Origin of the sequence: Streptomyces melanosporofaciens (assembly GCF_900105695.1) — a bacterium.
Lineage (GTDB): Bacteria > Actinomycetota > Actinomycetes > Streptomycetales > Streptomycetaceae > Streptomyces > Streptomyces antimycoticus.
Window position 1 is genome coordinate 7590084 of the sequence record NZ_FNST01000002.1, and the last position, 21362, is coordinate 7611445.

Sequence of the window (21362 nt, forward strand, 5' to 3'; positions counted from 1 at the left end):
CGCCGGGTGGGCAGGGCAGGATGGCTGACGGGCGGCGACGGTTCCCCTCGTCGTACCGACTGGTTAGTATGTGCGCCCGGCGCGGGTACCGCGTCCCGACGATCCGTTTGTGGAGGCCACCGGATGCAGGCATGGCGAGTGCACGACAATGGCGAGCCGGGTGCGGTGATGCGCCTCGACGATGTGCCCGATCCCCAGGCGGGGCCGGGACAGCTGCTGCTGCGGGTCCGGGCCGTCAACGTCAACTTCCCCGACGCCCTGCTGTGCCGCGGCCAGTACCAGGTGCGGCCGCCCCTGCCGTTCACCCCCGGCGTCGAGGTGTGCGGCGAGGTCGTCGCCGTCGGCGAGGGCGCCGAGGGCGAGGTGGGCTCCCGCGTCCTGGCCACGCCCACGCTCCCCGCGGGCGGCTTCGCCGAGCTGGTGCCCGTGGAGGCGGCGGCCGCGCTGCCCGCGCCCGACGCCCTGGACGACGCCGAGGCCGCGGCGCTGCACATCGGCTACCAGACCGGCTGGTTCGGCCTGCACCGCAGGGCCCGCCTCCAGTCCGGCGAGACGCTTCTGGTGCACGCCGCCGCGGGCGGGGTCGGCACCGCCGCCGTCCAGCTCGGCAAGGCGGCCGGGGCGACCGTGATCGGGGTCGTCGGCGGCGACGACAAGGCCCGGGTCGCCCGCGAGCTCGGCTGCGACCTCGTCCTGGACCGGCGCGCCGATGACATCGTGGCGGCCGTCAAGGAGGCCACCGACGGACGCGGCGCGGACGTCGTCTATGACCCGGTCGGCGGCGACGCCTTCGTCAAGTCCGTCAAATGCGTCGCCTTCGAGGGCCGCATCGTGGTCGTCGGCTTCGCCAGCGGCGTCGTCCCCCAGGCCGCCCTCAACCACGCCCTGGTCAAGAACTACGCCATCCTCGGCCTCCACTGGGGCCTGTACAACACCCACGACCCGGCCGCGGTCCGCGCCTGCCACGAGGAGCTGACCAAGCTCGCCGCACAGGGCACCGTCAAGCCGCTGGTCAGCGAGCGCGTACCGCTGGAGGGCGCGGCCGACGCCGTGCAGCGCGTGGCCGACGGCGTGACCACCGGCCGTGTGGTGGTCGTCCCCGGGCAGTCCGCCGGAGGCGCCCGATGAGCGCCGCCGGGCAGCACCCCACTGTGGACGCCGACGAACTGCGCCGCCGCGTCCGCGACCTCCTGGACGCCCATCCTCCCGCCACCACCGACCCCCTGGACTTCCTGCGCGCCCGCTTCGACGCCGGACTCGCCTGGGTGCACTACCCGGCCGGACTCGGCGGCCTGGACGCCCCGCGTTCCCTGCAAGCCGTCGTCGACACCGAGCTGGCGGCCGCCGGCGCTCCCGACAACGACCCCCGCCGCATCGGCATCGGCCTGGGCATGGCCGCCCCCACCATCCTCGGCTTCGGCACCGATGAGCAGCGGCAGCGGCTGCTGCGTCCGCTGTGGACCGGTGAGGAGGTGTGGTGCCAGCTGTTCAGCGAGCCCGGCGCCGGATCCGACCTCGCGGCCCTGGCCACCCGCGCCGTGCGCGACGGCGACGACTGGGTGGTCGACGGACAGAAGGTCTGGACCTCCAGCGCCCATATCGCCCGCTGGGCCATCCTCATCGCCCGTACCGACCCCGACCAGCCCAAGCACCGCGGGATCAGCTACTTCATCTGCGATATGACCGACCCCGGGGTCGAGGTCCGGCCGCTGCGCCAGATCACCGGCGAGGCGGAGTTCAACGAGGTCTTCCTCACCGGCGTCCGGATCCCCGACAGCCGGCGGCTCGGCGAGATCGGCGAGGGCTGGCGCGTCGCCCAGACCACCCTGATGAACGAGCGGGTCGCCATCGGCGGCGGCCGCGTCCCCCGCGAGGGCGGCATGATCGGCCTGGTCGCCGACACCTGGCGCGAGCGGCCCGAACTGCGCACCCACGACCTCCACCAGCGGCTGCTGCGGCTGTGGATGGAATCCGAGGCGGCCCGGCTCGCGGGCGAACGGCTGCGCCAGCAACTCGCGGTCGGCCAGCCCGGCCCCGAGGGCTCGGCCATGAAACTCGCCTTCGCCCGCCTCAACCAGCACATCAGCGCGCTGGAGGTCGAGCTGCTGGGCGAGGAGGGGCTGGGCTACGACGACTGGACGCTGCGCCGCCCCGAACTGGTGGACTTCACCGGACGCGAGGCCGGCTACCGCTATCTGCGTGCCAAGGGCAACTCCATCGAGGGCGGCACCTCGGAGGTGCTGCTCAACATCATCGCCGAACGCGTCCTGGGCCTGCCGCCCGAGCCGCGGACCGACAAGGACGTCCCGTGGAAGGACCTGCCCCGATGAGCACCCCGGACCTGCTCTACTCCGAGGCGGAGGACGATCTGCGCGCGGCCGTACGGTCGCTGCTCACCGACCGCTGCCCGCCCGCCACCGTGCTCTCCGAGGCCGAGAGCGGCCGGGCCCACGACGTCGCGCTGTGGGGCGCGCTCGGCGCCGAGATGGGCACCGCCGGGCTGCTGGTGCCCGACAAGCTCGGCGGCCAGGGCGCCACCGCGCGCGAGGCGGCCGTCGTCATGGAGGAGCTCGGCCGCGCCGTCGCCCCCGTGCCCTACCTCACCAGCGCCGTCCTCGCCGTCGGTGCCCTGCTCGGCTGCGACACCGACCAGGAGCCGGTGGCCCGGCTGCTCGGCGCGCTCGCCGAGGGCCGCACGGTCGGCGCCCTCGCGGTGCCGCTGTCCACCATGGCCGGTGTGCCCGGCCCGCCCGCCGCGACCGTACGGGCCGACGGCGACGGAACGCTCAGCGGCCAGGTCTCCAGTGTCGCGGGCGCGGCGGGCGCCGATGTCCTCCTCGTCCCCGCCACCGGCGCGGACGGATACGGGCTGTACGCCGTGGAGACCGCCGAGACCAGCGTCACCGTCGAACCCCTCACCTCGCTCGACCTCACCCGCCCGCTCGCCGCGGTGACCCTCACCGGCGCCCCGGCCCGCCGGCTGGCCGGGCCCGACCGGGCCGCGGCGGCCATCGGTCGGGCGCTGCTGACCGGGGCCGGGCTGCTCGCCTCCGAGCAGCTGGGCGTGGCCGAATGGTGTCTGACCGAGACCGTCCGCCACACCAAGGAGCGCCATCAGTTCGGGCGCCCCGTCGGCTCGTTCCAGGCGCTCAAGCACCGGATGGCCGCGCTGTGGCTGGAGCTGGTCTCGGCGCGCGCCACCGCCCGGTACGCGGCCGACGCGCTGGCCACGGACAGCCCGGACACACCGGTCGCGGTGGCCGTGGCCCAGGCGCACTGCGCCGAGGTGGCGGTGCGCGCGGCCGAGGAGTGCGTCCAGCTGCACGGTGGTATCGGCATGACCTGGGAGCACCCGGCGCATCTGTATCTCAAGCGGGCCAAGAGCGCTGAGATCGCGCTGGGCACCCCCGGTCGCCACCGGCAGGCGCTCGCCGGGCTGGTGGATCTGGCGGCCCCCACCGGCTGACCGGCCGGATCCGGCGAACCCGCCCCCGTTCCGCGATCACGCCACTAGAGTGCCGCACAGCTGTTCGGCGCTCTGGTGGCGAACGGTCGTGCGGCACGTCGGGCGAGGCCGGAACAGGGGCACATGATGAGCGACTTCGACTACATCGTGGTGGGCGCGGGCTCGGCCGGCGCGGTGGTCGCGGCCCGGTTGACGGAAATCCCGGACACGAGGGTGCTGCTGCTCGAGGCCGGGAAGGACGACGCGGCCGAGCAGATCCACGACCCCACCGCGTGGTTCACCCTCATCGGCGGTGAGCACGACTGGGGCTACACCACCGTCCCGCAGCCGGGCCTGGCGGGGCATCCGCAGGCCGCCGCGCGCGGCAAGGTGCTCGGCGGCTCCAGCAGCATCAATGTGATGACCTATGTCCGCGGCCACCTCGGCACCTTCGACGCATGGGCCGCCGACGGCTGCACCGGCTGGGACGCCGCGTCGGTGCTGGAGACCTTCCGCGCCATCGAGCACACCGAGGGCGGTGACCCCCACTTCCGCGGCACCGGCGGCCCGCTGCGGCTCAGCCGGGCCGACACGCCCAACCCGCTGTCCGCCGCCTTCCTCGACGCCGCCAAGGAACTCGGCCATCCCTTCAACGACGACTTCAACGGGGCGGAGAGCGACGGCGCCGGACGCCATGAGTGGACGATCCACGAGGGGCGCCGCCAGAGCACGGCGGTCGCCTATCTCGACCCGGCGATGGACCGGGCCCACCTCACCGTCCGCACCGAGGCCCACGCACACCGGCTGCTCTTCGAGGGCACCCGCTGCGTCGGCGTCGAATACGCCGGCTCCGGCGGAGTGGCGCGGCGGGTGCGCGCGGCCCGCGAGGTCATCGTGTGCGCCGGTTCGATCGACTCACCCAAGCTGCTGATGCTCTCCGGGATCGGCCCGGCCGGCCATCTGCGCGAGGTGGGCGTCCCGGTGCTGGTGGACGCCCCGCAGGTGGGGGCCAATCTGCAGGACCACCCCCTGGTCGGGCTGGTCCACGAGGCGGGCACCCCGCTGCCGCCGCCCCCTGTGACCACCGCCGAGGCGGCCCTGTTCACCCGGACCGACCCCGGGCTGCCCCGCCCCGACCTCGAGGTGTTCCTCTTTCACATCCCCTTTCACCCGAGGCTGCTGCCGTTCCCGCGGAACACCTTCACCCTGACGGCCGCCGCGATGCAGCCCCACAGCCGGGGCACGGTCCGGCTCTCCGGCGCGGACCCCGAGGACCGGCCGCTGATCGACCCCGGCTATCTCAGCGACGCGAGGGATCTTGCCATCCTGGTCCAGGGAGTCGAACTGGCCCGGTCACTGGCCGCCACCGACGCGTTCGCGGCGTGGCAGCCGCGCGAACTGCTGCCCGGCCCCGGTGTGAGCGACCGGGACGGCCTGGCCGACTTCGTCCGCGAGAACGCCGGCACCTACTTCCACCACGTCGGCACCTGCCGGATGGGCGGGGACGAGGAATCGGTGGTGGACCCCCGGCTGCGCGTCCGGGGCGTCGAGGGGCTGCGGATCGCCGACGGATCGATCATGCCGTCGATCGTCTCGGCCAACACCAACGCGGCCTGCGTCATGATCGGCGAGATGGCCGCCGAGCTGATCCGCGCCGACGCCTGAGACGGCTCGCCACACCCGCTCACCACCGAGGGGCGATCGCCGGGGAGTAACCGCACAGCAGATCGGCACCCGTATGGAGCACCAGCCGACGGCGGTGCAGGGGCGATTCTGGGCCACACTGACGGCCGGATTCCGATGCTCCGTGGCCGAGGAGGCTCCCCATGGCCATTTCCATCTCCGTGGTCCTGCTGCTTCTGATCCTGACGGTGGTCTTCCTCCGCAGCGGCGGATTGCGCATCTCGCATGCGCTGGTCTGTGTGACGCTGGGCTTCTACCTGGCGAGCAGCAGCGTGGCGCCCACCATCTCCGAGGGGCTCGCCGCCACCGCGGACGTGGTCAGCAGCGTCCGTCCCTGACCCACGCCCGCGGCGACCGGCCTCTTCGGCCGGGCTCAGCGGCCGATCTCGACGTCCTCCAGCACACCGACCGCGTCGGGCACCAGAATCGCGGCCGAGTAGTAGGCGGAGACCAGATAGGACGTCACGGCCTGCTCGCTGATGCCCATGAACCGGACGTTCAGACTGGGCTCGTACTCGTCCGGGATACCGGTCTGATGCAGACCGATGACCCCCTGGCTCTCCTCCCCGGTGCGCATCGCCAGGATGGAGCTGGTGCCGGACTCGCTGATCGGGATCTTGTTGCAGGGCAGCAGCGGAACCCCGCGCCACGCCCGCACCGCGACCCCGGCCACCTCGATGCCCTGCGGATACAGACCACGGTCGCTGCACTCACGCCCGAAGGCGGCGATGGTGCGCGGATGCGCCAGCAAATACTGGGTCTTGCGGCGCCGTGCCAGCAGCTCATCGAGGTCGTCGGGGGTGGGCGGTCCGCTGCGGGTGTGGATGCGCTGCGAGAGGTCGGCGTTGTGCAGCAGGCCGAATTCGCGGTTGTTGACGAGCTCGTGTTCCTGGCGTTCGCGCAGGGCCTCGATGGTGAGGCGGAGTTGCTGCTCGACCTGGTTCATGGGCTCGTTGTAGAGGTCGGCGACGCGGGTGTGGACGCGCAGCACGGTCTGGGCCACGCTCAGCTCGTACTCGCGCGGCGCCAGCTCGTAGTCCACGAACGTGCCCGGCAGGACCGGCTCGCCCGCGTGGCCGGACGCGACGGCGATATCGGCCTCACCGCGCCGGTTCTGAGCGGGCGTGGACCGCTCCGAAAGCCCCTGGAGATGGTCGCGCAGCGCATCGGAGCGGTCGGCCGCCTCCTGGACGACGCGGCGGGGGAGGGTGAGCACCGTGGTCCGGGTGACGGCCCGGACGGTGAACTCCCAGGTGTGCTCAGGACCGGTCAGCACCGCGTCGCCGAAGTACTCCCCGTCGGCCAGCAGCGCCAGCGTGGTGCCCTCGTCATAGGCGCCGGGGGCGACCTGGCGGACCTTGCCGTGGGCGATCAGGAACACCTGGTCGGCCGGGCGGCCCGCCTCCACCAGCACATCCCGGGCGCGTACTCGCGCTGGACGCATCCGTCGGCCAGCGATTCCAGAACGGCGGTGTCCCCGAAGCCGCGCAGCGTCGGCAGCTCGCCCAGCTCCGGCGGGATGACCCGCACCTGCGATCCGGTGCTGATGAACTCCACCCGACCGTCTCCGACCGTGTACGTCAGTCGGCGGTTCACCCGGTACGTACCGGCCGACACGTGCACCCAGGGGAGGACGCGCAGCAGCCACCGGGAGGAGATGGCCTGCATCTGCGGAACGGACTTGGTGGTGGTCGCCAGATTCCGTGCGGCGGCCGTGCCCAGACTCAGCGGCTGCTCACCGGACTCCACGGAAGTGGTCATAAGTGCTCATCACCCATTTCGGTAGATCTTCGGGAAGGTATGCGAAGGCCACGGGCCCGGTCGGGCGGGCGTCAGAGCCCGATTTCCACGTTCTCCAGAATTCCGAGCGCGTCGGGGACGAGCACGGCCGCGGAATAGTAGGCGCTGACGAGATACGAGATGATGGCCTGCTCGCTGATTCCCATGAACCGCACCGAGAGGCTCGGCTGGTATTCGTCGGGAATTCCGGTGCGGTGCAGTCCGATGACCCCCTGGTTCTCCTCGCCGGTGCGCAGGACGAGAATCGAGGTCACCCCGGCCCGGGACACCGGAATCTTGTTGCACGGGAAGATGGGCACGCCGCGCCAGGCCGGCATCGCATGGCCGTTGACCTCCGTGGGCTGCGGGGAGATGCCACGGGCGTTGAACTCCCGGCCGATCGCCGCGATGGCGCGCGGATGCGCCAGGATCAGCCCCGGGTCCTTCCAGACGGTGGCCAGCAGCGCGTCGAGGTCGTCGGGGGTGGGCGGTCCGCTGCGGGTGTGGATGCGCTGCGAGAGGTCGGCGTTGTGCAGCAGGCCGATCTCGGGGTTGTTGACGAGCTCGTGTTCCTGGCGTTCGCGCAGGGCCTCGATGGTGAGGCGGAGTTGCTGCTCGACCTGGTTCATGGGCTCGTTGTAGAGGTCGGCGACGCGGGTGTGGACGCGCAGCACGGTCTGGGCCACGCTCAGCTCGTACTCGCGCGGCGCCAGCTCGTACTCCGCGAAGGTGCCCGGCAGGACCGGCTCGCCCGAATGCCCCGAGGCCAGCGCGATGGCCGCCTCCCCGTGCTCGTTCTGCTCGGCCTCCGGCGCCGAGCGCACCCCCTCCACATGCGCCCGCAGCTGGGGTGAGCGATCCAGCTGCTCCTCGAACTCCTGCCGGGGCAGGGCCAGCACCGTGCAGGAGGTCACGGCCTTCACGGTGATGCCCCAGGTGCCCGCCTCGGCAGCGGTCAGCTCCGGCTCCCCGATGTGGTCGCCGCCGGCGGCCGAGCCGACCACCGCGGGTTCGTCGAACGCGCCCTCGGTCAATTTGTCGACCTTGCCATGGGCGATGAGGAGAAGCTCATCGGCCGGGCGCCCGGCCTCGACCAGCACATCGCCCGGTGCGAATTCCCGCTGGGTGAAGCGGTCCGCCAGGGCCCCGAGCACCGAGGCGTCCTCGAAACCGCGCAGCAGCGGCAGTTCGCGCAGCTCGACCGGGATGACCCGCACCTCGGACCCGGTGGTGGTGAACTCCACCCGGCCGTCGCCGAGCGTATGGGACGCCCGGCGGTTCACACGATAGGAACCGCCCGGAACCTGCACCCACGGCAGCATGCGCAGCAGCCACCGGGAGCTGAGGCCCTGCATTTGCGGAACGGATTTGGTCGTCGTCGCCAGATTCCGCGCGGCCGCCGTGCCGAGACTCAACTGCGGCTGCGAATTTCCGGTACCGGAACCCGGTTCAACGGACGTCGTCATCGTGTATGCTCACCCATCCCTGTACGGACCTTGAGGACAAATTCCGCTCGAGCAACTGCCAAGCTAGCAGCGGAATTTGGGTGGTGCATTCACTCAAAAGAGTGGCTGGGTGATGGTTATGCCGACGGCCGCGGACGGGTAAACACTCCGAATGCGCGCCGCGGGCCGACGGCCTCCGCGACCCCGCCCGTTCGCCCGGCCCTCGCTCTCCTGTCGCGCGCCCGCCGCGGGCGGGCGCCGCGGCCATCGCCTCGGCACCCCGGGAACGGTGAGGAAATGGCCGGGGACCACCCGTGGAACTCTTCGCGCAACACTGCCCTTTGGGCCCACGGCCGCCCGATACTCACTGGCGTCCATCCTGCGTATCCGGCACCACGCCGGGACGAGAGCCGGGAGGCCCCATGGTCCGCCGTACACGCCGTGCCTTTGTCGTCACCCTCGGAGCCGCTCTGGCGGGCGGCGCGGCCGCACCCGCGTTCGCCAGCACGGCCAGCTCGTTCGGCACCACGTCCGTCTCGAAGGACGGTTCGAAGCACAGCTCGAAGGACCTCTCGAAGGGCAAGCGGCCGCTGGCCAGAGCCCACGCCCACAACGACTACGAGCACCCGCGTCCGCTCCTCGACGCGCTCTCCCACGGCTTCGGCAGCGTCGAGGCCGACATCTGGCTGGTCGAGGGCGAGTTGCTGGTCGCGCACGACGCCACCGACCTCGACCCCACCCGCACCCTGGAGTCGCTCTACCTCGACCCGCTGGCCCGGCGGGTGAAGGCCAACGGCGGCCGGGTCTACCGCGGCCACGACCTGTCGCTGCAGTTGCTGATCGACCTCAAGACCGCCGGGGAGGCCACCTACCTGGAGTTGGCCAAGCGGCTGCGCCACTACGGTCCCCTGTTCAGCGCCGCCTACGGCGGGGTGGACGGCCGGGTGCGCCGCGGCGCGGTGACGGCCGTCATCTCGGGCGACCGCGGCGCACGGGCCCCCATGGAGGCCGAGAAGGTGCGCCACGCCTTCTACGACGGACGGCTTGAGGATCTCGGCTCGGGCGTGCCCGCCTCCTTCATCCCGCTCATCAGCGCCGACTGGACCAAGACCTTCACCTGGACGGGGACCGGTCCGATGCCGCGGGCAGAGCGCGAGACGCTGCACCGCCTCGTCGCCTCCGCGCACGCCGCCCGGCAGACCGTGCGCTTCTGGGCCACCCCGGACGTGGCCGGCCCGGAGCGCGACGCCCTGTGGCGTGAGCTCCTGGCCGCCGATGTGGACTACCTCAACACCGACGACCTGGCGGGGCTGGAGGCGTTCCTGCGCGCGGCCCGCTGACGCCTCGCGGGCGGCGGCGGGAAAATCCCTCGCGCGCCGTCGCCCGCACCGCCATGCTGGCCCGCATGCTGATCAGGACCGCCACCGCCGAGGACTGGCCCGCCATCTGGGCCTTCCTGCGCCGCATCGTGGCCGCGGGTGAGACCTACACCTACCCTCGCGACCTGGACGAGGACGGGGCCCGCGACATCTGGATGCCGAGCCCCCCGAGCCGTACCGTCGTCGCCACCGACCTCGACGGCACGGTCCTGGGCTCGGCCAAGATGAACCCCAACCACATGGGACCCGGCGCGCATATCGCGGGGGCCAGTTTCATGGTGGCGCCCGAGCACGGCGGGCGCGGTGTGGGCCGGGCCCTGGGGGAGCATGTCCTGGAGTGGGCGCGCGCCGAGGGCTACAAGGCGATGCAGTTCAACGCCGTGGTGGAGAGCAACACCCAGGCGGTGGCGCTGTGGCGCTCACTGGGCTTTAAGGTCATCGGCACCGTCCCCAAGGCGTTCGACCACCCCACGAAGGGCTATGTGGGGCTGCACATCATGCATCGCTTCCTCTGATCCCGGCAGGCTCACCGGCTCCGGCCGGGTCCCGGAACCCCGCCGGATCGTCGAGGACCGCCTGCACCACCGAGTTGGCCGCGCCCAGCAGGGGACCGTCCGGGCCGAGCCGGGAGACGGTCACCGCCCCGCTGCCCGGACGGGCCGGGTCGGTGAGCCGGCGTCCCAACTCCCGCTCCAGGGCGGGCAGCAGCCAGGGCGCCAGCGGCGTCAGCGCGCCGCCGAGCACCACCTTTTCCGGGTCCAGGAGGTTCACCGCGCCCGCGAGGGCGATCCCGAGCGCCGAGCCCGCGCCGCGCAGCGCGCGCCGCACCCGCTGGTCGCCGCTCGCCGCCCTTACGGCCAGCACGGTGATACGGCCGCCGGGGCCCGGGTGCTGGGCCGCTGCCTCCTCGGGGGACAGGCCGCTCGCCCGCAGCACCGCCTCCTCGCCCGCGTACTGCTCCAGACAGCCGCGCCCGCCGCAGGCGCACTCGGGCCCCTCGGGACGCACCGGCACATGGCCCAGCTCGCCCGCGAAACCGTGGGTGCCGCGCAGCAGTTGTCCCTCCAGCACGACCGCGGCGCCGATGCCGATCTCGGCCGAGACATGGATGAAATCCCGGGGCGCGGGGTCGTGGCCGCCCCGCCACAGCTCGGCGAGCGCGCTCAGATTCGCCTCGTTGTCGACGGTGACCGGCAGACCGGGCAGCGCCGTGCGCAGCTCGGGGCCGATGTCCACCCCCTCCCAGCCCAGGTTGGGGGCGCGGACGACCAGCGAGGAGTCCCGCGCCACCAGACCGGGCACCGCCACCGAGAGCCCCACCGGCCGCAGCCCGGCCAGCTCCGCCTCCGCCGCGACCTGCCGGACCAGGGAGGAGAGCTGGGTGAGCACCGGGGCCGGTGAACGGTCGCGGTTCGCCGAGGCTATCTCGGTGCGGGCCCGCACCCGCCCGGCGAGGTCCACCGCGCACACCGCGAGATGGTCCACCCCGATCTCCGCGCCCAGTCCGGCCGGACCGCGCTCATTGAGCTGCAGGGCGCTGCCGGGGCGGCCGACCGTACCGGGCCGGGAGGGACCCAGCTCGACCAGCAGCCCATCCCGGATCAGCTCGTCGACGAGCGTGGAGACGGCGGCCCGGGTGAGCCCCACGCGGGCCGCCACCGACGCACGGGACAGCGGGCCGTGGGCGGCCACGGCGTGCAGCACGAGGGAGAGATTGCGCCGGCGCATCGCCTGCTGGGTGTTGGGCAGTGGCGCTGCCACCTGAATGCGCCTCCTCTCGTCCGATCGCCCGATCCGCTCATTGTGCCGGGCCGGTACGACACCGGTCCGTACGGCCGAGTCCGTACGGCGTTCACGCGTGGCGCAGCAGGCCCTCCGCGTCCGCCAGCACCCGGGAGAGCCGCTCCAGCGCCGCCTCGTCGCGGGGCACCGGACCGTAGGACGGGCCTTCGGCGGTCGCCCAGCGCCGTGCCACCGCGGCCGGGTCCTCGCCCAGCACCAGCCCCGCGGCCTGCGCGGCGGCCCCGAGGGCGACCAGCTCCTCGGCCCGGGGCACCTGTACCGGGCGTCCGCTCAGCCGCCGGACCGTCTCCCGCCATGCCGTGCCCTTGGCGCCACCTCCTATGAGCAACAGTGGGGCGTCGGGCGCCGCGTCCGCGTCCAGCACCTGGTCCAGCGCGGTGAGCAGGGCGAAGACGGCCCCGTCGTAGGCGGCCTGGAGCACCTGCCCCGGTGTGGTGTCGTGGCGCAGACCGTGCAGCAGCCCCGAGGCGTGCGGCAGATGAGGGGTGCGCTCGCCGTCGAGGAACGGCAGCAGCACGGCCGAGCCGCCCGGCTCCACCGCCTCCCGGTCGCGGCCCAGCAGCGCCGCGATCCGGTCCACCGCGAGCGTGCAGTTGAGCGTGCACGCCAGCGGCAGCCAGGCGTCCCGTGTGTCGGCGAATCCCGCGACCACCCCGCTGGGGTCGGCGGGCCGGTGGGCCGAGACCGCGTAGACGGTGCCGGAGGTGCCCAGGCTGAGGACCGGCTGCCCCGGGCGCAGGCCGAGCCCCAGGGCGGCCGCCATGTTGTCGCCCGTGCCGGTGGCCACCAGGGCGCCGGTGGGCAGCGGCAGATCGGGCAGCTCCCGTACGGTCCCGGCGGCCTCGCCGTGGCGCAGCACGCGCGGCAGCAGCTCGGGGGAGAGCCCGGCCCGGTCCAGGATCTCCTCGTCGTAGGACTCGGTGGCCGAGGACCACCAGCCGGTGCCCGAGGCGTCGCCCCGGTCGGTGGTCCCATAGCCGGTGAGCCGCTCGGTGAGGTAGTCGTGGGGGAGCCGGACGGCCGCGGTGGCGCGGGCCGCCTCCGGCTCGTTCTCCATGAGCCAGGCCCACTTGGTGACGGTGAAGGCGGGCGCGGGCACGCTGCCGACCCGCTCCGCCCATGCCTTCGGGCCGCCCAGCTCCTCGATGAGCCGGTCGCGCTGCGGCGCGGAGCGCACATCGTTCCACAGCAGCGCCGGCCGCACCGAGCGGCCCGAGGCGTCGAGGGTGACCAGGCCGTGCTGCTGGCCGCCCACGGAGACCGCGGCCGCCTCCCGGGCCGGATTGCCGCATTGCCGCAGCGCCTCGGTCAGCGCCTCCCACCACTGCTCCGGGACGGACTCCTTACCGGTGCCGTCGCTGCCGCCACCGACGGTGTGCGGGGCCTGTCCCCGGGCGACGACCGCACCGGTCGCGGAGTCGACGACGAGCGCCTTGGTCGATTGCGTGGAGCTGTCCACGCCGACGACGAGTGGTCCTTGCGGCACGGGCACGGCTGCTGCTGCCATCTCGCGCTCTCCCTTGCGTCCATGGGTCGTGCGGTGTGCGGGTGGAACGGGGCTTCCCCGGAATGCTCGCGCATACTAATTTGTAAAGCGCCATGACGAAATAGGCGAGGGAGCCGTGATGAGCTACAACCCCACCCCCGAGGACAGGTTCACCTTCGGACTGTGGACGGTCGGCTGGCAGGGCCGGGACCCGTTCGGGGACGCCACCCGCCCAGCGCTCGACCCCGTGGAGTCCGTGACCCGGCTCGCCGAACTCGGCGCGTACGGCGTCACCTTCCACGACGACGACCTCATCCCTTTCGGGGCCTCGGCGACCGAGCGCGAATCGCATATCAAGCGCTTCCGGCAGGCCCTGGACGCCACCGGGATGAGCGTGCCCATGGCCACCACCAACCTCTTCACGCATCCCGTCTTCAAGGACGGCGCCTTCACCGCCAACGATCGCGATGTGCGCCGCTACGCGCTGCGCAAGACCATGCGCAACATCGACCTCGCCGCCGAATTGGGCGCCAAGACCTACGTGGCCTGGGGCGGCCGCGAGGGCGCGGAGTCCGGCGGCGCCAAGGACGTGCGCGCCGCGCTCGACCGGATGAAGGAGGCGTTCGACCTGCTCGGCACCTACGTCACCGAGCAGGGCTACGATCTGCGCTTCGCCATCGAGCCCAAGCCCAACGAGCCGCGCGGCGACATCCTGCTGCCGACCGTCGGCCACGCGCTGGCCTTCATCGAGCGGCTGGAGCGGCCCGAGCTGTACGGCGTCAATCCGGAGGTCGGCCATGAGCAGATGGCCGGGCTGAACTTCCCGCACGGCATCGCCCAGGCACTGTGGGCGGGCAAGCTCTTCCACATCGACCTCAACGGCCAGAACGGCATCAAGTACGACCAGGACCTGCGGTTCGGCGCGGGCGATCTGCGGGCCGCCTTCTGGCTGGTCGACCTGCTGGAGACGGGCGGCTACGAGGGACCGCGCCACTTCGACTTCAAGCCCCCGCGCACCGAGGACATCTCGGGCGTCTGGGCCTCGGCGGCGGGCTGCATGCGCAACTACCTCATCCTCAAGGACCGGGCGGCCGCCTTCCGCGCCGACCCCGAGGTCCAGGAGGCGCTGCGCGCCTCGCGCCTGGACCAGCTGGCCGAGCCGACCCTTCAGGCGGGCGAGACCCCCGCGGCGCTGCTCGCGGACCGCACCGCCTTCGAGGACTTCGACGTCGAGGCGGCCGCCGAGCGCGGTATGGCCTTCGAACGCCTGGACCAGCTCGCCATGGACCATCTGCTCGCCGCGCGCGGCTGACCGCGTCCGGCCGCCGGTCCCGCCCCCGACGGGACCGGCGGCCGGGGCTCATCGTCAGGCCGACGGCTGCCAGCCGCCGAGCCAGTCGGCGATCTCGTAGTCCGCGGCCTGGGCGTCGGTCAGCTGCGGCCGGTCGGTGCTCGCCGCACCGGAACCGGCGCCGGTGTTCTTGTACTCTCCGAAGCGGTCGTCCTTCCAGGAGAAGCCACTCATGTCCGTCCACGGAGTGGTCTTGATCGCCGCTGACAGATCCGTATTGCGGACGATCGCCTGCGGATCGAGGCTGGCGTCGCCGCCGGCGTGCCACGGGCGGCCGAGGTAGAACGACCGGCTGCCGACATCCCCGGTGACGTTGCTGTTGATGAACAGGAAGCCCTTCTTTCCGGCCGCCGTCGAGGGCGCCGCGACATAGCCGCCGGAGCTGCCGTCGTAGCGCTTGGCGAGCCGGATCGCCGACTTGTTGATGACGGCGGAGGCACGGCCGAAGATGAAGTCGACGTTCCCCTGGATCCAGGCGTTGTTGATGTACACCCGGCCCACCGTGGACTTGCTCGCCGAGTCCAGCAGCAGGGTGTCCTGGTCCCCGACCGCCCCGATGTTGTCCAGGACGATCCGGTCGCCCGCGGTGCGCAGCGCGACCGCCTGTTTGTCGGTGATGGAGCTGTTGGCCTCGTTGAAGTCGTTCACGAACTGCAGATTGCGGGCCTGGAAGTCATCGGCCTCGACGGCGACGGTCGCACTGCCGCTGGTGCCGTAGGTGCCTCCGCCGGGCTTGGGGGTGCCGGAGGCGTTGTTGTAGACGATCGTCACATCGTTCTTGCCGCTCGTCGTGCCCACCAGCCGGATATGCGGCTTGTTGGCCGGGACCTTCACCGTCTCGCGGTACGTACCGGGCTTGACGGAGATGGTGACGGCGGACGGGTTGTTGGCCGGCACCGCGTCGACGGCCGCCTGCACGGTGGTGTAGTTACCGCTGCCGTCCTTGGCCACCACGATGGTGGCCGCCGCGGCCGGGGGCGTGGCCGCATGGGCCCGGGCACCGTCGCCGAGCCAGCCGGCGGCGGGGGCGGCGACGAGCCCGACACCCGTGGCCAGGGCCAGGGAGCCGATGAGCGGAGCGGGGCGGCGCCGCCGGGGGCGCCGTGGGCTGAGGGTCATGGTCGGTGACTCCGTCCCGTGGAGACGTGCCGAGGGGGGTTGACGCCCTTACGGTCTCCACGGCCCACCCAAAGGTTGCCGCCCCGCCCCCTTCGGCCCGGCCGGATCTGCCACCGGCCCCGTCCGCCCTCACCGGCCACGGGACGGCGGCCTGGAGGGGGCAACCCCGAGGCCGCCCCCGCGCTGGGTCGGCGGGCGGGGCGCGCTCCTCTCTTGGAGGCGACGCGGACGACGCGGCCCGTGGCCGGTGGCGGACGGATGCGGCCACCGGCCGTGCGCCGCGTCAGCCGTCGGCGCCGGGCATCGCCAGCGCCGCCGCCGGATCGTGTCCGGCCGGGCCCGCCGGCCACCAGCGGCCGCGTTCCTTGCGATACGGCCACCAGCGGCCATCGCGTCCGTAGCGCACCTGGAGATCGGCGCCCACCACGGTCCAGCGGTTCCCCGCGGCACGCAGTTCGGGCGCCTGCTCGTCCTCCTCCCAGGCGGCGGCGAGCTGGACGCGGGCACGCGCGAGGGCTGCCGCGTCCGGCACCCACTCCTCCTCCAGAACGGTGAGCGCGGCGGCCCCGCCGTGCTCCCAGGCACGGACGGCCCGCGCCAGATCGGTGCGGTCACGCCCGCAGCCGGCCGCCAGCCGGGCGGCGATCGGCGCCGGGGGACCGGCGGCGGTCAGCCGCACCGTGTCCTGCCACACCGTCAGCGTGGCCGGGATCGGGGAGGAAGCGTGGCCGGGCGAGAGGGCCTCGGCCAGCAGCCGCTGGGCGCGTACGGCGGCGTCCGCAGCCAGGAACTCCAGTGCGGCGACGTCCAGCCCCTCGGCCGGGTCCGTGCCGCCCGCCAGCGCCGGGGGACGGCCGGGCGCCGTGACGGCGGGCGGCGGTGCGGGCAGCGGCGGCGGACCGGGCGCGGCGAACGCCTCCCGGGCCGGTACACCTTCCGGCGCCGGGGGAGCGTCCTCCGCCGCCCGCGGGAGGTGCGGGGCGGCCCGCGCCGCGCTGCGCACCTGGAGCTCGTCCAGCAGCTCCCGCTCCCCGCGTCCGCGCATCAGGAGCAGCAGATACGGATCCTCGTCCAGCAGCCGGGCCAGCTGGTAGCAGAGCGCGGCGGTGTGCGGGCAGTGGTCCCACGCCTCGCAACCGCACTCCGGCTCCAGATCGCCTATCCCCGGCAGCAGTTCGACGCCCACGGCCGCCGCGTCCTCGGCAAGCTGCGGGGGCATATCGCGGTCCAGCAGGGCGGCGATATGGCCCGAGCGATCCGCGACGACCTCCAGCAGCCGGTCCCACTCCGCCTCGGTGAACTCCCGCAGCAGCACATCGGATCGGTAAGGCGTCCGGTCGCGGTCCCGGACCACGCCGGTGACCCGGCCCGGACGTACGCACACCGCGCCCACCGCGCCCTCGCGCGCCTGCTTGCGGCCGCGCCTCAGCTGCTCTCCGTCCAGCGCCGTGTCCTCCAGTGCCTTCAGCCACGCCCGGCCCCACCAGGTGCCGGCGAAGCCGCGGCCGCGGACGGGCGGCAGGGCGGCGAAGGTGCGCTCGACCTCGGCACGGCTCATCGTTCGGTCCCCCGCAGCTCCACGAGCTCTGCCAGCTCGGCGTCGGTCAACTCGGTCAGCGCGCCCTCGCCGGAGCCGAGCACGGCGTCCGCCAGCTCCTGCTTGCGCGTCAGCATCGCGGCGATGCGATCCTCCACGGTCCCCTCCGCGATGATGCGGTGGACCTGCACCGGCTGGGTCTGGCCGATGCGGTACGCGCGGTCGGTGGCCTGGGCCTCGACGGCCGGGTTCCACCAGCGGTCGTAGTGCACGACATGCCCGGCCCGGGTGAGGTTGAGCCCGGTGCCCGCCGCCTTCAGCGACAGCAGGAACACCGGGACCTCGCCGTCCTGGAAGCTCCGCACCATCTCCTCGCGCCGCGCCACCGGCGTACCGCCGTGCAGCAGCTGGGCCGGTACCCCGCGCGTGGCCAGGTGCCCCTCGAGGATGCGCGCCATCTGGACGTACTGGGTGAAGACCAGGACGCTCGCGCCCTCGGCCAGGATGGTGTCCAGCAACTCGTCCAGCAGCTCCAGCTTGCCGGAGCGCCCGGGGATCACGGGCCGGTCCTCCTTCAGATACTGCGCCGGGTGATTGCAGATCTGCTTCAAACCGGTGAGGAGCTTGACGATGAGCCCGCGCCGGACGAGACCGCCGGTGCCGGAGATCTCGGCGAGGACCTCGCGCACCACCGCCTCGTAGAGCCCGGCCTGCTCCTTGGTGAGCGCGACGGCCCGGTCCGTCTCGGTCTTCGGCGGCAGCTCGGGGGCGATTCCGGGGTCGGACTTGCGGCGTCGGAGCAGAAAGGGGCGGACCAGTTTCGCCAGCCGCCCGGCGGCCTCGGGGTCGCTTCCGCTCTCCACGGCCTGGGCGTAGCGCCTGCGGAACGCACCGTGGGTGCCCAGCACCCCCGGTGTGGTCCAGTCGAGGATCGCCCACAGCTCGGAGAGGTTGTTCTCGATGGGGGTTCCGGAGAGCGCCACGCGGGCCTGCGCGCCGATGGTGCGCAACTGCCGCGCCGTCGCCGAGAACGGGTTCTTCACATGCTGCGCCTCGTCCGCGACGACCATGCCCCACGGCCCGGCCTCGGCCAGCCGCTGTGCGTCCAGCCGCATCGTGCCGTAGGTGGTGAGGACGAACTCGCCGTCCGCGAGGCCGTCCAGGCTGCGCGCGGGGCCGTGGAAACGGCGCACCGGGGTGCCCGGCGCGAACCTCTCGATCTCGCGCCGCCAATTGCCCATCAGCGAGGTGGGGCAGACCACCAGAGTGGGCCCGGAGGCCTCGGGGAGGGATCGGCGGTGCAGATGGAGGGCGATCAGGGTGATGGTCTTGCCGAGCCCCATGTCGTCGGCGAGACAGCCGCCGAGGCCGATCGAGGTCATCCGGACCAGCCAGTCCAGGCCGCGTAGCTGATAGTCGCGCAGTGTGGCGGCCAGAGCGGTCGGCTGGGACACGGGCGGCAGCTGTGCGCCGACGGCCCCCTCGGGGTCGGCGAGATGGTCCCGCAGGGCCTCCAGCCAGCCGGTGGGCCGCACCTCCACCTCGGTGCCGTCGGCCTCCGCGCGACCGGTAAGGACGGCACCGAGGGCGTCGGCGGGGGTGAGCTTGCGGTCCTGCCGGTCGCGGATCCGGCGCGCCGCCTCGGGGTCGAGGAGGACCCATTGGTCGCGCAACCGCACCACCGGCCGGCTGGCCTCGGCGAGCTGGTCCAGCTCGGCGCGGGTGAGCTCCTGGTCGCCCACGGCGAACCGCCAGCTGAAGCGCAGCAGCGCGTCGGCCGAGAGGAAGGCGGGGAACCGGGGCCCGGCATCGTCCTGAGCCTCGTCGTCGCCGTCCGGGCCGATGACGGCACGTGCGGTGAGCCCGCGGGCCAGTTCCCTGGGCCAGTGCACCTGGACCCCGGCGGCGTCCAGTGCCCCGGCGGCCGGGCCGAGCAGCTCGGCGACCTCCTCGTCGGCGAGATCCAGGGCGTCGGGCACGGCGGCCGACAGCAGCGGGGCGAGCGGCGCCCAGGCACGGGCCGCCCGCCGCAGGGTCAGCAGCGCGTCCATACGGGCGCGCGGACCGAGGGCCGGGATGACGGGCGAGGTGCCCGCCCAGACCTCGGCGGCGTCCGCGACCAGCGCCGGGTCGGTGAGGCTGTGCAGCTGGAGGACGGCACGGAAGTGCGGCCTGTCCGCCTTACCGTTCCCACCGCCGCCGTGCAGCAGCTCGATACGGACCGAGAGCCGCACCCCCGCGTCATGTCCGGCGGCCACGTCTGCGGCCCAGGCACGCTGTTCGGGCAGCCGCCGTGGCGCGGTGGCGGCGAAGGCGGGGCCGCCCGCGGCCGGCGCCGCGGCGGGCGAGCGCGGCAGGCCGTCCGCCACCCCGTCCAGGAAGGCGCGCAGATGCCGCTCGGGCTCGGGCAGCAGCACCGGACCGGAGGCGGGCAGCGGCGTCGCGTGCGCGCTGGGCGGCATGGCGGCGGCCAGTTCGCGCACCCGTGTCAGGTCGTCGGGGGTGAGCGGGCCGACGCGCCAGGCGTCGTGGTCGGTGGCGGTGAGCCCGGGCAGCAGCTTTCCGCGGGCCGCGAGTTGGAGGGCGAGTACGGCGGCGGCGCCCCAGAAGGCCGTGGCCGGGTCGCACTGCCCCGGACCGGCCTGTGCGGCCCGCGCCCGGGCCCGGGTGAGCACCGGCAGCGCCTCGCCCAGGGGCAGCACGAGCGCCCGTACGGTCCGTGTCCGGACATCAGGGCCGGTGGGGGCGGGACCGGTGGAGCCGTCGTCGGCGCCGTCCACCGGGACGGCGACCGTCAGCTCCTCGGCGGAGCCGGTGGCCGGACCGGAAGGGGGCGAGCCGTCCGGCCGCCAGAAGGCGATCCGGCCGGTGCGTGCCGGGTCACCGGGAAGGAAGACCGCGGTGCAGCGGGAGAGTTCGGCGACGTCGGAGGGTGTTGCCGCGGAGGGTGGGGTCACAGCGCTGAGCGTTCCTCAAATTTGACTAGTGGAGTCCGGGCCGCCCGAGGGTACAGGATGACGGCGCGAGGAGGAACCGGGTGCCGTCGGTGTCCGTTGTGTGGAGTGAGTGCGGCTATGGGCCGTGAAGGAGGCGGGTGAAATGTCCACACGCGCGAAGGTCGCCACCGGTGGTGTGGTGGCAGGTGTGATCCTGCTCTGGGTGTTGCCCTTCTGGGCGGCGCTGCTGGTGATCGTGGGGGTGCCGGCGGCGGCCTATCTGCTGCTCGACTCCTCCCAGCGCCGCAGGCTGCACAGGGTCTCCCGTAAGCAGCTGGGTCGCTGAAGCAGCCGGGCCGCCGAGCGCGGCCGCGGAAGGCGGCCGGCCGGGCTCGGGGCCACGGGCGGCGCGCAGCCGGGAGTGACCGTGCAGTACCGATCGCGGACCGCCCGCGACCCCGTTCGGGGCCCGGCCGGCTGGGGGAGCGGTGTCTCGGTGAGCTCGCGCTCTCAGTGGGGTCGCATGGCCAGCTTGTCCAGGGCCGTCAGCAGCTCCGGCAGCTCGGGGCCACGGCCGACCGGCAGCACCTCGCCCGGAGCGTCGTCCAGCAGCACGAAGGCGATGTCGTCGGTCCGGGCCACCATGCTCCAGCCCGGGCCGTCGGCCCGGAGCGTCCGCGCGTCGCCGGAGGCGAACGCCGAACGGATCCGGCCCGCCGGCGGGGGCGAGGCCAGATAGCCGCGCGCCTCCTCCAGCACTCGCCGTACGCCCCCGTGCGGTTTCTCGCCCGGGGCCACGAACGTCACATCGCTGTCGACCTGCTCACGCCAGATCGCCCACTGGAGCGCGATCTCATCGGCGCCGAGCCGCCGCTGGGCCGGGCCCCACCGCTCGGAGTCCGGTGGCGTCAGCGGCGCCCGGGAGGCGTCCGCCCCCAGCTCGGCACCGGGAGCGGGGTCATGGGGAGCCGGAACGCCCGGGGCGGCCACGGCCACCGCGAGCGGCCAGCCGGGAAGGGAGGCGACCACCGTCCGGTCGTCGATGGCCAGGGCGTACTCCATACCGCAGTCCCAGGTCGCGATGGCGCACGCCACGAGTGACACATCGTCGGTGACCACCGTCCAGCGGGCGCCGCCGCCGTCCTGCCCCAGCACCAGTCCGTAGCCGGTCTCGTACGGCTCCAGCCCGAGCACGGCACATGCCTCGGGATAGTCGTCACCGAGCACGCTCGGGAATTGAGCGGGTGTCAGCAGCACCGCGGTCAGCACATACAGTGCCTCGTCGCCTGACTCCTCCGTGGCGGGCACGGCAGCCTCCTCTTGCGCATGCGGATCCGAAGGGCGATCCGTCGTCGCGCACCTTAACCACCCAGTAGCCATGGAGTCGAGACACGGGTCG

The 21362-nt window shown here is 73.3% G+C and carries 16 protein-coding genes and 1 pseudogene; 9 read left to right on the forward strand and 8 right to left on the reverse strand.

What is annotated here, in order from left to right; genetic code table 11:
* Window positions 1-123 precede the first annotated feature (123 nt).
* The 5 genes from BLV72_RS35270 to BLV72_RS35290 all read left to right on the forward strand — a co-directional run bounded on the left by BLV72_RS35270 (window position 124) and on the right by BLV72_RS35290 (window position 5466).
* On the forward strand, window positions 124-1128 hold the full coding sequence (locus BLV72_RS35270) for an NADPH:quinone oxidoreductase family protein (RefSeq protein ID WP_208905827.1): 1005 nt from the start codon (window positions 124-126) through the stop codon (window positions 1126-1128).
* Window positions 1125-2330 (forward strand): acyl-CoA dehydrogenase family protein, encoded by a 1206-nt coding sequence (locus BLV72_RS35275; RefSeq protein WP_093467470.1) that lies wholly within the window; start codon window positions 1125-1127, stop codon window positions 2328-2330. Before BLV72_RS35270 ends, BLV72_RS35275 begins: the two co-directional genes overlap by 4 nt.
* Entirely contained in the window at window positions 2327-3466 is a 1140-nt protein-coding gene (locus BLV72_RS35280) for an acyl-CoA dehydrogenase family protein (protein ID WP_093467472.1), read from the forward strand. Before BLV72_RS35275 ends, BLV72_RS35280 begins: the two co-directional genes overlap by 4 nt.
* Before the next feature lie 126 nt (window positions 3467-3592).
* Window positions 3593-5110: a GMC family oxidoreductase gene (locus BLV72_RS35285; protein WP_244321164.1), complete on the forward strand. Its 1518-nt coding sequence runs from the start codon at window positions 3593-3595 to the stop codon at window positions 5108-5110.
* A gap of 161 nt (window positions 5111-5271) precedes the next feature.
* The gene (locus BLV72_RS35290; protein ID WP_020866016.1) at window positions 5272-5466 is read left to right on the forward strand and encodes a hypothetical protein; all 195 of its coding nucleotides are present in this window, start codon (window positions 5272-5274) and stop codon (window positions 5464-5466) included.
* A 35-nt stretch (window positions 5467-5501) separates the two neighbouring features.
* Here BLV72_RS35290 and BLV72_RS35295 read toward each other — a convergent pair.
* Window positions 5502-6889, reverse strand: a pseudogene (locus tag BLV72_RS35295) (family 2B encapsulin nanocompartment shell protein).
* A gap of 71 nt (window positions 6890-6960) precedes the next feature.
* Window positions 6961-8373, reverse strand: a complete 1413-nt coding sequence (locus BLV72_RS35300) for a family 2B encapsulin nanocompartment shell protein (protein ID WP_093467475.1) — start codon at window positions 8371-8373, stop codon at window positions 6961-6963.
* Window positions 8374-8774: 401 nt separating this feature from the next.
* Here BLV72_RS35300 and BLV72_RS35305 point away from each other — a divergent pair, with 401 nt between their 5' ends.
* Window positions 8775-9692, forward strand: a complete 918-nt coding sequence (locus BLV72_RS35305; RefSeq protein ID WP_093467476.1) for a phosphatidylinositol-specific phospholipase C/glycerophosphodiester phosphodiesterase family protein — start codon at window positions 8775-8777, stop codon at window positions 9690-9692.
* A 53-nt stretch (window positions 9693-9745) separates the two neighbouring features.
* Window positions 9746-10246, forward strand: coding sequence for a GNAT family N-acetyltransferase (locus BLV72_RS35310; RefSeq protein WP_093467478.1), 501 nt, complete (start codon window positions 9746-9748; stop codon window positions 10244-10246).
* Here BLV72_RS35310 and BLV72_RS35315 read toward each other — a convergent pair.
* Together BLV72_RS35315 and xylB are read right to left on the reverse strand one after the other, a co-directional pair.
* Window positions 10227-11492, reverse strand: coding sequence for an ROK family transcriptional regulator (locus tag BLV72_RS35315; protein WP_093467479.1), 1266 nt, complete (start codon window positions 11490-11492; stop codon window positions 10227-10229). The two genes, BLV72_RS35310 and BLV72_RS35315, sit on opposite strands and share 20 nt — an antisense overlap.
* 91 nt (window positions 11493-11583) lie before the next feature.
* Complete coding sequence (gene xylB, locus BLV72_RS35320; RefSeq protein ID WP_093467481.1) at window positions 11584-13041, reverse strand: xylulokinase; 1458 nt, start codon at window positions 13039-13041, stop codon at window positions 11584-11586.
* Window positions 13042-13159: 118 nt separating this feature from the next.
* On the opposite strand from xylB, the gene xylA reads away from it, so the two are divergent.
* Window positions 13160-14332: a xylose isomerase gene (xylA, locus tag BLV72_RS35325; RefSeq protein ID WP_093467482.1), complete on the forward strand. Its 1173-nt coding sequence runs from the start codon at window positions 13160-13162 to the stop codon at window positions 14330-14332.
* A gap of 54 nt (window positions 14333-14386) precedes the next feature.
* On the opposite strand, the gene BLV72_RS35330 is transcribed toward xylA, so the two are convergent.
* The 3 genes from BLV72_RS35330 to BLV72_RS35340 form a co-directional block, all read right to left on the reverse strand.
* Window positions 14387-15490, reverse strand: a complete 1104-nt coding sequence (locus BLV72_RS35330; protein WP_093467484.1) for a pectinesterase family protein — start codon at window positions 15488-15490, stop codon at window positions 14387-14389.
* A gap of 283 nt (window positions 15491-15773) precedes the next feature.
* Window positions 15774-17048 carry an SWIM zinc finger family protein gene (locus BLV72_RS35335; protein WP_093467485.1) on the reverse strand — a complete coding sequence of 425 codons (1275 nt, stop codon included), beginning with the start codon at window positions 17046-17048 and terminating at the stop codon, window positions 15774-15776.
* On the reverse strand, window positions 17045-19984 hold the full coding sequence (locus BLV72_RS35340; protein ID WP_093467487.1) for a DEAD/DEAH box helicase: 2940 nt from the start codon (window positions 19982-19984) through the stop codon (window positions 17045-17047). Before BLV72_RS35340 ends, BLV72_RS35335 begins: the two co-directional genes overlap by 4 nt.
* A 142-nt stretch (window positions 19985-20126) precedes the next feature.
* Between BLV72_RS35340 and BLV72_RS35345 the strand changes: the two genes are divergently transcribed.
* Window positions 20127-20309, forward strand: coding sequence for a hypothetical protein (locus BLV72_RS35345; protein ID WP_014057263.1), 183 nt, complete (start codon window positions 20127-20129; stop codon window positions 20307-20309).
* A gap of 164 nt (window positions 20310-20473) precedes the next feature.
* Here BLV72_RS35345 and BLV72_RS35350 read toward each other — a convergent pair whose 3' ends face one another.
* Window positions 20474-21271: a hypothetical protein gene (locus BLV72_RS35350; protein WP_093467488.1), complete on the reverse strand. Its 798-nt coding sequence runs from the start codon at window positions 21269-21271 to the stop codon at window positions 20474-20476.
* Between the last annotated feature and the right edge of the window lie 91 nt (window positions 21272-21362).

Bases quoted from the DNA above. Each gene is read 5' to 3' on its own strand.
- BLV72_RS35270 (WP_208905827.1), top strand. From the start codon at position 124: ATGCAGGCATGGCGAGTGCACGACAATGGCGAGCCGGGTGCGGTGATG.
- BLV72_RS35275 (WP_093467470.1), top strand. From the start codon at position 1,125: ATGAGCGCCGCCGGGCAGCACCCCACTGTGGACGCCGACGAACTGCGC.
- BLV72_RS35280 (WP_093467472.1), top strand. From the start codon at position 2,327: ATGAGCACCCCGGACCTGCTCTACTCCGAGGCGGAGGACGATCTGCGC.
- BLV72_RS35285 (WP_244321164.1), top strand. From the start codon at position 3,593: ATGAGCGACTTCGACTACATCGTGGTGGGCGCGGGCTCGGCCGGCGCG.
- BLV72_RS35290 (WP_020866016.1), top strand. From the start codon at position 5,272: ATGGCCATTTCCATCTCCGTGGTCCTGCTGCTTCTGATCCTGACGGTG.
- BLV72_RS35300 (WP_093467475.1), bottom strand. From the start codon at position 8,373: ATGACGACGTCCGTTGAACCGGGTTCCGGTACCGGAAATTCGCAGCCG.
- BLV72_RS35305 (WP_093467476.1), top strand. From the start codon at position 8,775: ATGGTCCGCCGTACACGCCGTGCCTTTGTCGTCACCCTCGGAGCCGCT.
- BLV72_RS35310 (WP_093467478.1), top strand. From the start codon at position 9,746: ATGCTGGCCCGCATGCTGATCAGGACCGCCACCGCCGAGGACTGGCCC.
- xylB (WP_093467481.1), bottom strand. From the start codon at position 13,041: ATGGCAGCAGCAGCCGTGCCCGTGCCGCAAGGACCACTCGTCGTCGGC.
- xylA (WP_093467482.1), top strand. From the start codon at position 13,160: ATGAGCTACAACCCCACCCCCGAGGACAGGTTCACCTTCGGACTGTGG.
- BLV72_RS35330 (WP_093467484.1), bottom strand. From the start codon at position 15,490: ATGACCCTCAGCCCACGGCGCCCCCGGCGGCGCCGCCCCGCTCCGCTC.
- BLV72_RS35335 (WP_093467485.1), bottom strand. From the start codon at position 17,048: ATGAGCCGTGCCGAGGTCGAGCGCACCTTCGCCGCCCTGCCGCCCGTC.
- BLV72_RS35345 (WP_014057263.1), top strand. From the start codon at position 20,127: ATGTCCACACGCGCGAAGGTCGCCACCGGTGGTGTGGTGGCAGGTGTG.